Origin of the sequence: Corallibacter vietnamensis (assembly GCF_039537875.1) — a bacterium.
Taxonomy (GTDB): domain Bacteria; phylum Bacteroidota; class Bacteroidia; order Flavobacteriales; family Flavobacteriaceae; genus Corallibacter; species Corallibacter vietnamensis.
This window is the reverse complement of sequence record NZ_BAABBI010000001.1, coordinates 69,666-82,740: the sequence shown is the minus strand read 5'-3', so window position 1 is coordinate 82,740 and position 13,075 is coordinate 69,666. Positions and strand designations below refer to the sequence as shown.

Below are 13,075 nucleotides of genomic sequence, written 5' to 3'. Positions count from 1 at the left end.
CAAGTCAAACTGAGACATTGTTTTCGGATTCCAATGGAGAAGTAATCTTGACTGATTTGGCATCAGGGCTTTATCAAAGTATTTCAATTGAAGAGGTAACTACTGGTTGTATAGATGATTTGGGTCAGATTGATTTGGAATGTATGGGTCAAGAAATATTGTGCTTCAAAACAAAGATGTTTTTTACACCTAATGGAGATGGATTTAATGATTTTTGGCATTTAGAAATGCTCTCAAATAGTTGTGATTATATTTTATATATTTTCAATAGGTATGGTAAATTACTAAAAACCCTCACGCCATTTGATGATAAGTGGGATGGTACTTATAATGGGTTAAATATGCCATCCAGTGATTATTGGTATCTTGTTGATTATGACAATGGGCAAGGAAATTTACAATATAAATCACATTTTACTTTAAAAAGGTAATTTAATATTTGTAAACCATAGCGTTTATGTGCATGCCAGCACCAACACTTGCAAATATAATAACATCACCTTTAGAAAGGCTTTGATTTTCTATTTTATTATGTAAAACCAAATCATAAAGCGTAGGAACAGTAGCAACAGAGCTGTTTCCGAATTTTTGAATGCTCATAGGCATAATGTTATCAGGAATTGAAGTTCTGTATAGTCTATAAAAACGTTTTAAAATAGCTTCATCCATTTTTTCATTAGCTTGATGAATGAAAATCTTTTTCACATCGTTAATAGAATAGCCGCTTTTGTCAAGGCAGCTTTTCATAGCTTGAGGTACATGGCTTAAAGCAAATTCATAAATTTTGCGACCATGCATTTTTATATATCGTGTATCTCGACAAAGGTTTTGGTTATTTGAGTTTCCAAAATATAAATAATAGGCTTCGTCTAAAGTATGACTTACGGTTTCGTGGGCTAGTATGCCTCCTTCATTATCTGTAGCTTCAATGACTGTTGCTCCAGCGCCATCAGAAAAAATCATAGAATCTCTATCGTGTTTGTCTACAACGCGCGATAAGGTTTCTGCTCCTATTACAAGGCATTTTTTAGCTATGCCAGATTTAATAAAAGCATTTGCTTGTATCACACCTTCAATCCAACCAGGACAACCAAAAAGTATGTCGTAAGCGACGCATTTAGGATTTTTTATACGCAGGTTATGTTTTATTCTAGCGGCTAAACAAGGAAGAATATCGCTTTGAATGGTGTTGTGTTTCACATCTCCAAAGTTATGTGCAACAATAATGTAGTCTAATTCTTCAGGGTCTATATTAGCGTTAGCAATTGCTCTTTCAGCAGCAAAAGCACCTAAATCTGATGTAACAAGATGAGGTTCAGCATAACGACGTTCAACAATGCCTGTTATGTCTTGAAACTTCTCAACAATGACTTTATTTGAGGAATCTATACTAGAACCATCACTGTTTAAAAAAATATGTTGATTGAAGTTTTCGTTTTTTTCTATAGTGTCAGGAATATAACTTCCTGTGCCTGTTATGTGTATGTTCATTAAAAAAGGGTTTGCTATTAACGTAATATAAAATTAATTACTGTCAATCAAAAGCAAACCCTCTTTTTGTTTAAAATACGATGTTCAACCTGTTAAATTAGGCATCAATATACTCCTCAATAGGAGCACACGTACATATTAAGTTTCTGTCTCCGTAAGCATCGTCAACACGTCTTACTGAAGGCCAAAATTTATTGTCTTTTACATAATCTAAAGGATAAGCAGCTTGTTCTCTTGTGTAAGGGAAATCCCATTCGTTGGCTGTTACCATTTCTAATGTATGTGGAGCATTTTTAAGTACATTGTTGTTGTCCTCTTTTGATGCTTGGTCAATTTCTTTTTTAATTGAAATCATAGCATCACAAAAACGATCCATTTCGGCTTTGCTTTCGCTTTCTGTTGGCTCTATCATTAATGTGCCAGCAACTGGGAAAGATACTGTTGGTGCATGAAATCCGTAGTCCATTAGTCGTTTAGCAATATCAGTAACTTCAATACCATTAGCTTTAAAAGGACGACAATCAACAATCATCTCATGAGCAGCTCTACCCATTTCGCCAGAGTATAATGTATCAAAATGTCCTTGTAGTCTAGTTTTTATGTAATTCGCGTTTAAGATGGCTGCTTTTGTAGCATCAGTAACACCTTTAGCGCCTAACATTTTTATATATCCGTAAGAAATTAAACAAACTAAAGACGATCCGAAAGGCGCACCAGATATAGCCGTAATAGCTTTTTTACCACCTGTTTTTATAACAGGGTTGCCTGGTAAAAAAGGAACCAGTTGTTCAGCAACACAAATTGGTCCAACGCCAGGTCCGCCACCACCATGAGGAATGGCAAATGTTTTATGAAGGTTTAAGTGACATACGTCAGCACCAATATTACCAGGGTTTGTAAGTCCAACTTGAGCATTCATGTTTGCACCATCCATGTATACTTGACCACCGTTGTCGTGAATTATCTTTGTTATCTCTTTAATGGCAGATTCGTAAACACCATGCGTAGATGGATAAGTAACCATTAAACAAGATAAGTTGTCTTTGTGTAATTCAGCTTTTTCACGTAAATCATCAACATCAATGTTACCTTTTTCAGTTGATTTTGTTACAATTACTTTCATACCAGCCATAACGGCACTTGCAGGGTTGGTACCATGAGCAGATGAAGGGATTAAACAAATGTTTCTGTGATGATCACCACGAGATTCATGATATGCTTTAATAACCATAAGTCCTGCAAATTCACCTTGAGCACCAGAGTTTGGTTGTAGTGATGTAGCAGCAAAACCTGTGATTTCAGTCAATTGATCTTCTAATTCTTTTAAAATGGTTAAATATCCTTTGGCTTGTTTTTCTGGTACAAAAGGATGTACATTTGCCCATTTAAAAATACTTAAAGGAAGCATTTCTGCAGCCGCATTAAGTTTCATGGTACAAGAGCCAAGAGATATCATTGAGTGATTTAATGATAAGTCTTTACGCTCTAATTTTTTTATGTAACGCATTAACTCGGTTTCAGAGTGATATGTGTTAAAGACATCAGATGTTAAGAACTCGGTTTTACGTTGTAGGTTTTCAGATATGGTATTTGCTTGTGGTATTTCAGAAACTGTAAAGGCTTCTTTTTTTGCTACTTTAGCAAATACTTCAATAAGGTAATTGATGTCTCTTAATGTTGTAGTTTCATTTATAGAGATGCTTACGGTATCTTCATCAGGATAGTAAAAGTTCACCTTTTTTTCTTTGGCAACCTTTTTTACTTTTTTTGCATCCGTTTTAATTTGAAGCGTATCAAAATATTCAGAATTTACTTGATTGAAGCCTAACTTTTTTAAGGAGTTAGCTAATAGTGCCGCTGCATTATGAACGCTGTCTGCAATAAACTGCAAACCTTTAGGTCCATGATACACGCTATACATTCCGGCCATTACGGCAAGTAAAACTTGTGCAGTACAAATGTTTGATGTAGCTCTATCTCGTTTGATGTGTTGCTCACGAGTTTGAAGTGCCATACGTAACGCTCTGTTACCATCGGTATCTTTTGTTACTCCAATAATACGTCCTGGGATGTCACGTTTGTAAGCTTCTTTTGTTGCAAAATAAGCAGCATGAGGGCCGCCGTAACCCATTGGTATTCCAAATCGTTGCGTAGTTCCTACTACAACATCGGCACCAAATTTACCTGGAGCTTCTAGTTTTACCAAGCTTAAAATATCTGCAGCTACTGCAACTTTAATGTTGACGTTATTTGCTTTTTCTATAAACGATTTAATGTCTGTTACTTGTCCTAATTTTCCTGGGTATTGTAAAATAGCTCCAAAGAAATCAGATGAAAAATCAAAGTCGCTTTCTTTTCCAACAACTAATTCTATACCAATAGGAATCGCTCTTGTTGTTAAAATTGATAAGGTTTGAGGTAAAATATCTTCTGAAACAAAAAACTTATTTACATTTTCCTTTTTTTGGGCTCTGTCTCTGACAGCAAACAGTAAACTCATGGCTTCTGCGGCTGCTGTGCTTTCGTCTAGTAATGAGGCGTTGGCTAATTCCATTCCAGTTAAATCTGTAATCATGGTTTGGAAATTTAACAATGCTTCAAGACGTCCTTGGGCAATTTCTGCTTGATATGGTGTGTAAGCAGTATACCAACCTGGATTTTCTAGAATGTTTCTTTGAATTACTGCTGGAAGAATTGTAGGGTGATACCCTAAACCAATATATGTTTTATAGACTTTATTTTTTTTAGAGACATTATGCATATGAACAAGATATTCTTGCTCACTCATTGGTTCTTCAAGGTTAAGTGGCTTTTTTAGCTTAATATCATCTGGAATAGTTTCATAGATAAGTTGGTCTAACGAGTCAACACCAATAGTCTTTAACATTTGGTTTTGGTCCGCCTCTCTGGGACCTATGTGACGTTGTGCAAAAACAGTTGTATTCATTACAAAATTATAGTTGTGTTTTAAGGCGCAAAATTACGTAAATATTCACGTTATTTAGTTAATGAATACTAAAGTTTTTAACCAATTAAATAGGTTATTAACACTTTCCTTATTTTTGTTGTATGCGATTTATAAAGCAGATATTTGATTTTTATATAAACAGCAGTATTCATGTAGCTTTAGCTGTTTATTGTTTGGCTTGGTTAACCTTGCTGAAGTTTAATTTGCCTTATGATGAAGATGTGTTATATTTTATTTTTTTTGCTTCAATTACTGGCTACAATTTTGTGAAGTATTTTGGGTTGGCAAAATTTCATCATAGAAGTTTGGCAAGTTGGCTTAAAATAATTCAGGTTTTTTCATTTATATGTTTTGTAGCAATGTGCTATTATGCACTACGTCTTAATGCTACTACGTTATTATATATTGGTGGTTTAGGTGTTGTTACTTTTTTGTATGCAATACCTTTGCTGCCTAGTAAACTACTATTAGATAAGCATGAGAATTTACGTAGTATAAGTGGCGTTAAAGTTTACATTATAGCACTTGTTTGGGCTTGTGTTACTGTGTTTTTGCCTCTTATTAATGCAGATTATTTTATAGAAGCAGATGTGATTGTGTTAAGTTTACAACGTTTTGTGTTTGTGTTAGTACTTATGTTTCCTTTTGAAATACGAGATTTGCAATATGATAGTATAAAGCTGTCAACAATACCACAACAAATAGGGGTCAAGCTAACTAAAGTGATAGGTGTGTTTTTGGTTGGTATTTTCTTTTTGTTAGAATTTTTTAAGGATATATTGCCACAAAATCATATTTGGGCATCATGTATTGTGTCAATATTATTGTTGCTAGCATTGTTATTTGCCAAAAAACAACAAGGAGATTACTATAGTGCCTTTTTTGTAGAAAGTATTTCTATAATATGGTTAGTTTTGATTTTGCTTATTTAACTCTTGTTTGAATTGTTCTTTAAGATTTTGGCGTTCTAAAGTGTTTAAACATTCTATATTAGAATTGTCTAGGGTAGTTGTGAGCTGTTTGTTTTTTTTAACATAAGCCCTAGTAACTCTACACCAAGTGTATCTTAAATTAAGTTTAAGTTTTTCAACAATAGACGCCTCTTTGTATTGAGACTTATCACAGATATGTTTAGCCTCATCACAAGAAATAAATAAAAATGATTTTTTTTCTTTCATACTTAAAACCAGTTTTTCTCCATACAATCAGCCATTGCGCTTCTAGCTCTATGGACAATAACCCAAAGGTTAGACGCAGTGATATTTAGTTCATTACAAATAGTTTCGGTTTCTAAACCTTCAATAGTTTTCATTCTAAAAACTGTAGCTTGTTTTTCAGGGAGTTTGTCTAAACAATTAAAAATAGCATCACCAAGTTCGTCATTTTCTAAAGCGTCTTCGGCTGTTTTATCAAAAGGATCTGCAACACGTTCTTCAAGCCAATCACCTTCGTCTTCATCAGAGTTATAAGAAATACGTACTTCGGCTTGTCCTTTTTTGGAGTTTATTTTACGATAGTAGTCTATGATTTTTCGCTTTAAAATAGCAATTAGCCAAGTGCGCTCACTAGCATCGCCTTTAAAGTTTTTCATAGCTTTTAAAGCTGCAAAAAAAGTATCTTGTACTAAATCTTTAGCCATTTCTCTGTCATTTACGCGAGAGATGGTGTAATTAAATAGATAGTCAGAATATCTGTCAATCCAAGTGTTGGGATTTAGTTCGTGTTTAGGCATGCTCTTTTTCAAGAATTTTTATCAAATGTAGACAAAAAAATTATTTCTCAATCAAACCAGCACGTTTTAGTAGTGCTTCTGGTTGAGGTTCTTTTCCTCTAAATCGTTTGTAAAGTGTCATAGGATCTTCAGTTCCGCCTTGTGAAAGTACATTGTCTTTAAACTTCTGCGCCACATTTTTACTAAAAATACCTTCTTCTTTAAAGAACTCAAAAGCATCAGCATCTAATACTTCAGCCCATTTGTAACTGTAATATCCAGATGAATAACCACCTTGGAAAATGTGAGAAAACGAGGTGCTCATACAATTTTCAGCTACATCAGGATAAAGTTTCGTGTTCTCAAATGCTTTTTGTTCGTGTGCTTTTACTGAATTTATTGTTTCTGGAGCTTCATTAGCGTGCCAACTCATATCCAATAACCCAAAACTTAACTGACGTAAAGTTTGCATACCTTCATGAAATGTAGCCGAAGCTTTTATTTTTTCAATTAAATCCATTGGGATTACTTCTCCAGTTTCATAATGGGTTGCGAACAACTCTAAAGCTTCTTTCTCGTAACACCAGTTTTCTAATACCTGACTTGGTAATTCTACAAAGTCCCAAAATACACTCGTACCAGAAATACTTGGGTAGGTAGTGTTGGCTAACATACCATGTAAAGCGTGACCAAACTCGTGAAAAAGTGTGGTAACTTCATTGAAGGTTAGAAGTGAAGGTTTGGTTTTTGTAGGTTTGGTAAAGTTGCAAACTATAGAAATGTGAGGTCTGCTATTTTCGCCGTTTTTCACATACTGTGGTTTGTAAACAGTCATCCACGCACCATTACGTTTTCCTGCTCTTGGGAAAAAGTCAGCATAAAAAACCGAAATATAATTACCGTCACTATCAGTTACTTTGTAAGTAAGCACATCGTCGTGGTATTTATCAATCGTGTTGATTTCTTCAAACTGTAAATCGTATAGTTTTTCAGCAATGGTAAACACACCATTAATAACGTTTTCAAGTTTGAAATATGGTTTTAGCTTTTCGTCATCTAAATCGAATAGCTTTTGTTTTAATTTTTCTGAATAATAGGCGCCATCCCATTTTTGTAATTGCTCAATACCATTTAGTTCTTTGGCAAAATCGCTTAACGTTTTAAACTCACGTTCGGCAGCTGGTTTAGCCTTTTCTAATAAATCGTTTAAAAAGGTGTTTACAGTTTCAGGGTTTTTTGCCATACGCTCTTCTAAAACAAAATGCGCATGCGTTTTGTACCCTAATAAGTTAGCACGTTGATGACGTAGTTTGGCAATTTTTAAAACAATGTCTTGATTATCTAATGCATCATTGTTAAACCCTTTTGCTCCAAAAGCTAAAGCTAATTTTTTACGCAACTCACGATTTTCAGCATAGGTCATAAACGGAATGTAGCTTGGATATTGTAAGGTAATCATCCAGCCGTCTTTACCTTTTTGTTCAGCCGTTTGTTTGGCTTCTTCTTTGGCACTTTCTGGTAAACCGTCTAAATCAGCTTCATTAGTAATATGAAGTTCATATTTGTTAGTTTCGGCCAATACGTTTTCGCCAAATTTTAGTTTTAGTTTGCTTAATTCTTTATCAATGTCACGAAGCTGTTGTTTTTTTTCTTCAGGTAAGTTGGCTCCATTTCTAGAGAACCCTTTATATTTTTTATTAAGAAGTGTTAACTGTTCGGTTGTTAAATCTAGACTGTCTTTAGCATCGTAAACGGCTTTAACGCGTTTAAATAACGTTTCGTTTAAAGTGATATCATTACTGAATTCAGATAATAAAGGAGAAACTTCTTGAGCAATCTTTTGGATTTCGTCGTTGGTTTCAGCAGAATTTAAATTGAAGAATATACTTGAGATTCTATCTAACTGCTCACCTGAAAAATCTAAAGCTTCAATCGTATTTTGAAACGTTGGTGCTTCCGGATTATTGGTTATGGCATCAATTTCTGCTTTTGCATCTTCAATGCCTTTTTTAATTGCAGGAAGAAAATCTTCGTTCTTTATTTTTGAAAACGGAGCAGTATGAAATTGAGTGTCAAAGGGTTTGTTAAGAATATTCATGGTTTTATTAGAATAAGATTGAAAATCAATGTGTTAATTTTCTTACTAAATAGTTTGTTTTGTGATAATTAACGTTATTTTAAGATAAAAATCTATTAAGTATATTACTTTTGCGCTGATTTTTCATAAGAGTTAATAAGAAAACTCTATAAAAATAGTTGATTAATAGCAAAAAAACCTTGACGTCCTGTCAAGGTTTTTTATTATAAGTCTTTTGCAGATTCTATTACCTTGGCTTTCAGGCCTTCTTTATAAATCATAATTTTATCTAAAACGCACTTATCAGAACTTCCAATAATTTGAGCAGCTAAAATTCCTGCGTTTTTAGCACCATTTAGAGCTACAGTTGCAACAGGAACGCCTCCAGGCATTTGGAGAATAGATAAAACAGAATCCCAACCATCAATAGAGTTGCTACTTTTTACAGGAACACCAATAATAGGTAATGGAGATAAAGAAGCTACCATGCCAGGTAAGTGTGCTGCACCACCAGCTCCAGCAATAATTACTGAAATGCCTCTTGTATGTGCGTTTTTACTGTAGTTGAACAGTTTTTCAGGTGTACGATGCGCAGAAACAATATCAACTTCTATTTCTATATCAAATCCTTTTAGGATGTCAATAGCGTCTTGCATAACAGGCAAATCGCTTTTACTTCCCATAATAATTCCTACTTTGCTCATAGTTTATTTACTCATAACTTTAATGGTTTTCTTTACTTGTTCAGCTACACGTCTTGCTTCATTTATATCTTTATTAACAATGGTTACATGTCCCATTTTTCTAAATGGACGTGTTTGTTTTTTTCCGTATATATGAGGTGTAACACCTTCTAGTTTCATGATTTTAGCAATGTTTTCATATACAACATTTCCTGTATGACCTTCGGCTCCTACCAAATTTACCATAATTCCACCAACTTTACTATCGGTTTGTCCTAATGGTAAATTAAGAATAGCACGTAAGTGTTGTTCAAACTGTGAGGTGTAACTCGCTTCAATAGTTTGATGACCCGAATTGTGAGGTCTTGGAGCTACTTCGTTAACCAAAATCTCGTCGTTTTTAGTCTGAAACATTTCAACCGCTAAAAGTCCAACATGGTTAAATGCTTTAGAAACATTTAAAGCCACTTCACGAGCTTTTTTTGCAACTGCGTCGTCAATTCGCGCAGGGCAAATAACGTATTCCACTTGGTTGGCTTCTGGGTGAAATTCCATTTCAACGACTGGATACGTTTTTATATCTCCATCTACATTTCTAGCAACAATAACTGCCAGCTCATTTTTAAAAGGAATCATGTCTTCAGCAATACACTCAACATTTGGTAAGCCTTCTAAATCCTCAATAGTTCTTACAACTTTTACACCATTACCATCATAACCAAACTGTGCGCTTTTCCATACAAAAGGGAGTTGTAAACCGCCATTGTGAATAGCTTCTTTAATTTCAGATGTGTAAGCGAATCGAGTAAAATCGGCTGTAGGGATGTTATGGTCTTTGTAAAAGAGTTTTTGTGTTGCTTTATTTTGAATGGTTCTCAGAGTTTTTGAAGAAGGATATACTTTTACGCCTTCTTTTTCTAGAGCTTCAAGTGCATTGGTGTTTACGTTTTCAATCTCAAAGGTTAAAACGTCAACCTGTTTTCCAAAATTGTAAACCGCATCAAAATCCATTAAATCGCCAAGTTGAAATTCGTCGCATGCAATTTTGCAAGGTGCTTCGTTGCTAGCATCCAGTACTTTAGTGTGGATATCAAATTTTCTAGTGTTGTAAAGTAGCATTTTACCTAGTTGTCCGCCACCTAAAATGCCTAATTTAAATTTTGAAGAGAAAAAATTCATAGTTTGTTAAGCTCTATGCTTTTAGTGTATAAGATGATTTACGAGCTAATGTTTGTTAGTAATGCGTTACAAAGATAGTCGTAAGATGTTAAAAAAACAGTTAAAATGTTAAGATTTTGTTTTAAAAATCTTAAGTTTATGGTTAAATTAAACTATTAACTATTTTATATGATGAAAAAACTACTTTTATTTACATTTTTTGTTTTACCTTTTTTATCATTCTCTCAATTTGTAGAGAGTTTTGAAGGAAGTACAGACATTCCGTCAGGATGGACTGTTATTGATCAGGGAGATGCAGGTAACACGTGGCAGATTGTAGATTTGTCTACATCAGAACTAACTGCACAAACAGGAGATAATATTGTGTCTATTTTATATAATGCAGTGGCTCACGATGATTATTTAATTACACCTTCGGTTTCTGTACAAGCAGGTGTTTCAGATTTTTTAAGTTTTTGGGCAAGAAGCCGCGATCCTAATTACCCAGAAACGATAAGTTTAAGAGTTTCTACTACTGGAACGGCGGCTAGTGATTTTACTGAAACGCTAGAAGCCAATGTAGCTCCTGCTAGTGGTCCAGATTTTGTTAAGTATCAGTATGAATTAACAGATTATGTAGGGCAAACTATTTATATAGCATTTTATTCTTCTACTACAGATATGTTTGCTTTTGATTTGGATGAGATAGAAGTTACAGCAATACCAAGTTGTTTTTCGCCAACAGCAGCAGCTGTTGATAATATAACTACAACAACAGCTACAATTTCTTGGACAGGAGATTTAGGTAATTATGAGGTAGAGTATGGAGCTCCAGGATTTACTGCAGGTTCAGGTACGCCAGCACCAGCTGTTATGAATGCTACATCTACCATGTTATCGGGTTTAAGTTCAGGTACAATGTATGAATATTATGTGAGGCAAGATTGTGGTAGCTCTGATTACAGCGATTGGTTTGGTCCAATAGCATTTACAACTTTATGCGAGGCTGAAACAACATTCCCTGTTCAAGAAGGTTTTGAAAGTGGATCTATGCCAGTTTGTTGGGAGAATGAAGATGTTTCTGGAGGTGAATCATGGACATTTGTAGCTCAAAACGGTGATGGATCTATTACACCAAGAACAGGTGCTACTATGGCTGAATTTAGAACAACAACTTCTGGAGATGTAACAAAATTGGTGTCCTTACCTTTAGATCTTTCAAGTGCGACAAGTCCAGAATTAGATTTTTATTACGCAAATGTAAATTGGTTTGGAGATATTGATGAGCTTCGAGTATATTACAAAACAGACGTTAATGATGCTTGGGTACAAATAGGAGAAGATTACACAGCAGAGCAAACTGATTGGACTAATGTGGTTTTAGCTTTACCAAACCCATCTGCTACCTACTATATTGCTTTTGAAGGAACTTCAAACTGGGCAAGAGGGTTAAATATTGATGATGTAACTGTAAGATTAGAGTCTCTTTCTGTTGATAGTTTTGATAAAACTCAATTGTCAATCTATCCAAACCCTGTAAAGAATACACTAAACATTTCTTATGCTTCTCAAATATCATCTGTTGAAGTTTACGATTTATTAGGAAAAGTTGTTTTACAAAGCACACCTCAATCTACATCAGCAAAATTAGATATGAGTTCACTAGCGTCAGGAAGCTATATTGCAAAAATTTATAGCGGAAATAACACGCATACAATTAAAGTTTTAAAGGAGTAATTGACATTTTAATAACTTATAAAAAGGCAGCTATAATTAGCTGCCTTTTTTAATTTTAAGTATATTGTTTAGAATTCGCAAAACGTTAATCAAATGATTATCTTTGCATTTCTAAAATTAAAAACACGTGGTAAAATTACACGATTTACACTTTAAGCCATTTATTTCTGAAGACAAAATTCAGGAGGTTGTACAACGTATGGTTAATGAAATAGCCCATGATTTAGGTGATGAAGTACCTGTGTTTATAGGCATCTTAAATGGGTCGTTTATGTTTGTAAGTGATTTTGTGAAAAAATATCCTAAAGCTTGTGAAGTTACCTTTATAAAGCTAGCATCTTATGAAGGTTTGAAATCTACTGATGATATACAGCGCTTAATTGGCCTAACACAAGACTTGACAGGTAGAACGGTTGTGATTTTAGAAGACATTATTGACTCTGGTAAAACACTGGCTGAAGTTCATAGAATTTTCAAAAACGAAAATGTAAAAGAACTTAAAATAGCGACCTTGTTTTATAAACCAGAAGCCTACAAGAAAGATTTTAAACTACATTACGTTGGTATAGAAATTCCTAATAAATTTATAGTGGGTTACGGACTTGACTATGATGGATTAGGTAGAGATTTACCAGCTATATATCAATTAAAAACTACACAACACATGACTAATTTTGTCCTATTTGGACCTCCAGGAGCAGGAAAAGGCACACAAGCCGAATTTTTAAAAGAAAAATACAGTTTAGTACACATTTCAACAGGTGATGTATTTAGATTTAATATTAAAAATGAGACCGCTCTTGGTATGTTAGCAAAATCATACATGGACAAAGGAGAATTAGTTCCTGACCAAGTAACGATTGATATGCTAAATGCTGAAGTAGAAAAAAATGCAGATGCTAAAGGGTTTATTTTTGATGGCTTTCCGCGTACCAATGCCCAAGCTGAAGCATTAGATAAATTAATGGATGAAAAAGATTCTCAAATCAATGCTATGATAGCACTTGAAGTTGATGATGAAGTTTTAGTGCAACGTTTATTAGAGCGTGGTAAAACAAGTGGAAGAGCTGATGATGCTGATGAAAGCATCATTAGAAACCGTATTAAAGAGTACTATAAAAAAACAGCCATACTTAAAGACTATTATTCTGCACAAGACAAATACTACGGTGTAGATGGTGTTGGTAGTATTGAAGATATCACAGCGCGTTTGAGTAATGTTATAGACTCATTATAATACTTGCAATATA

Annotated in this window: 11 protein-coding genes; 4 read left to right on the top strand and 7 right to left on the bottom strand. The window is 34.2% G+C overall.

Going from position 1 to position 13,075, the window contains the following annotated elements; genetic code table 11:
* The coding region (locus ABD690_RS00420; protein ID WP_344725914.1) for a T9SS type B sorting domain-containing protein at positions 1–431 on the top strand (431 nt) is incomplete at its 5' end.
* A gap of 1 nt (position 432) precedes the next feature.
* On the opposite strand, the gene ABD690_RS00415 is transcribed toward ABD690_RS00420, so the two are convergent.
* Together ABD690_RS00415 and gcvP are read right to left on the bottom strand one after the other, a co-directional pair.
* Entirely contained in the window at positions 433–1,491 is a 1,059-nt protein-coding gene (locus ABD690_RS00415) for a 3-oxoacyl-ACP synthase III family protein (protein WP_344725912.1), read from the bottom strand.
* A gap of 97 nt (positions 1,492–1,588) precedes the next feature.
* On the bottom strand, positions 1,589–4,438 hold the full coding sequence (gcvP, locus tag ABD690_RS00410; protein ID WP_344725910.1) for an aminomethyl-transferring glycine dehydrogenase: 2,850 nt from the start codon (positions 4,436–4,438) through the stop codon (positions 1,589–1,591).
* Positions 4,439–4,560: 122 nt separating this feature from the next.
* On the opposite strand from gcvP, the gene ABD690_RS00405 reads away from it, so the two are divergent.
* Positions 4,561–5,391 (top strand): UbiA prenyltransferase family protein, encoded by an 831-nt coding sequence (locus ABD690_RS00405; RefSeq protein WP_344725908.1) that lies wholly within the window; start codon positions 4,561–4,563, stop codon positions 5,389–5,391.
* Here ABD690_RS00405 and ABD690_RS00400 read toward each other — a convergent pair.
* From ABD690_RS00400 to ABD690_RS00380, 5 genes are all read right to left on the bottom strand, one after another.
* On the bottom strand, positions 5,368–5,637 hold the full coding sequence (locus ABD690_RS00400; RefSeq protein WP_344725906.1) for a hypothetical protein: 270 nt from the start codon (positions 5,635–5,637) through the stop codon (positions 5,368–5,370). The genes ABD690_RS00405 and ABD690_RS00400 overlap by 24 nt on opposite strands.
* A 2-nt stretch (positions 5,638–5,639) precedes the next feature.
* A complete protein-coding gene (locus tag ABD690_RS00395) occupies positions 5,640–6,191 on the bottom strand; it encodes a sigma-70 family RNA polymerase sigma factor (RefSeq protein WP_344725904.1) in 552 nt (183 codons plus the stop codon).
* 40 nt (positions 6,192–6,231) lie between these two features.
* Positions 6,232–8,268, bottom strand: coding sequence for a M3 family metallopeptidase (locus tag ABD690_RS00390; protein ID WP_344725902.1), 2,037 nt, complete (start codon positions 8,266–8,268; stop codon positions 6,232–6,234).
* A gap of 203 nt (positions 8,269–8,471) precedes the next feature.
* A complete protein-coding gene (gene purE, locus ABD690_RS00385) occupies positions 8,472–8,951 on the bottom strand; it encodes a 5-(carboxyamino)imidazole ribonucleotide mutase (protein WP_344725900.1) in 480 nt (159 codons plus the stop codon).
* A gap of 3 nt (positions 8,952–8,954) precedes the next feature.
* Positions 8,955–10,109, bottom strand: coding sequence for a 5-(carboxyamino)imidazole ribonucleotide synthase (locus tag ABD690_RS00380; RefSeq protein WP_344725898.1), 1,155 nt, complete (start codon positions 10,107–10,109; stop codon positions 8,955–8,957).
* A gap of 168 nt (positions 10,110–10,277) precedes the next feature.
* Here ABD690_RS00380 and ABD690_RS00375 point away from each other — a divergent pair, with 168 nt between their 5' ends.
* On the top strand, positions 10,278–11,825 hold the full coding sequence (locus tag ABD690_RS00375) for a T9SS-dependent choice-of-anchor J family protein (protein ID WP_344725896.1): 1,548 nt from the start codon (positions 10,278–10,280) through the stop codon (positions 11,823–11,825).
* 127 nt (positions 11,826–11,952) lie between these two features.
* Complete coding sequence (locus tag ABD690_RS00370) at positions 11,953–13,062, top strand: adenylate kinase (RefSeq protein WP_344725894.1); 1,110 nt, start codon at positions 11,953–11,955, stop codon at positions 13,060–13,062.
* Positions 13,063–13,075: the final 13 nt, after the last annotated feature.

Bases quoted from the DNA above. Each gene is read 5' to 3' on its own strand.
- ABD690_RS00415 (WP_344725912.1), bottom strand. From the start codon at position 1,491: ATGAACATACACATAACAGGCACAGGAAGTTATATTCCTGACACTATA.
- gcvP (WP_344725910.1), bottom strand. From the start codon at position 4,438: ATGAATACAACTGTTTTTGCACAACGTCACATAGGTCCCAGAGAGGCG.
- ABD690_RS00405 (WP_344725908.1), top strand. From the start codon at position 4,561: ATGCGATTTATAAAGCAGATATTTGATTTTTATATAAACAGCAGTATT.
- ABD690_RS00400 (WP_344725906.1), bottom strand. From the start codon at position 5,637: ATGAAAGAAAAAAAATCATTTTTATTTATTTCTTGTGATGAGGCTAAA.
- ABD690_RS00395 (WP_344725904.1), bottom strand. From the start codon at position 6,191: ATGCCTAAACACGAACTAAATCCCAACACTTGGATTGACAGATATTCT.
- ABD690_RS00390 (WP_344725902.1), bottom strand. From the start codon at position 8,268: ATGAATATTCTTAACAAACCCTTTGACACTCAATTTCATACTGCTCCG.
- purE (WP_344725900.1), bottom strand. From the start codon at position 8,951: ATGAGCAAAGTAGGAATTATTATGGGAAGTAAAAGCGATTTGCCTGTT.
- ABD690_RS00380 (WP_344725898.1), bottom strand. From the start codon at position 10,109: ATGAATTTTTTCTCTTCAAAATTTAAATTAGGCATTTTAGGTGGCGGA.
- ABD690_RS00375 (WP_344725896.1), top strand. From the start codon at position 10,278: ATGATGAAAAAACTACTTTTATTTACATTTTTTGTTTTACCTTTTTTA.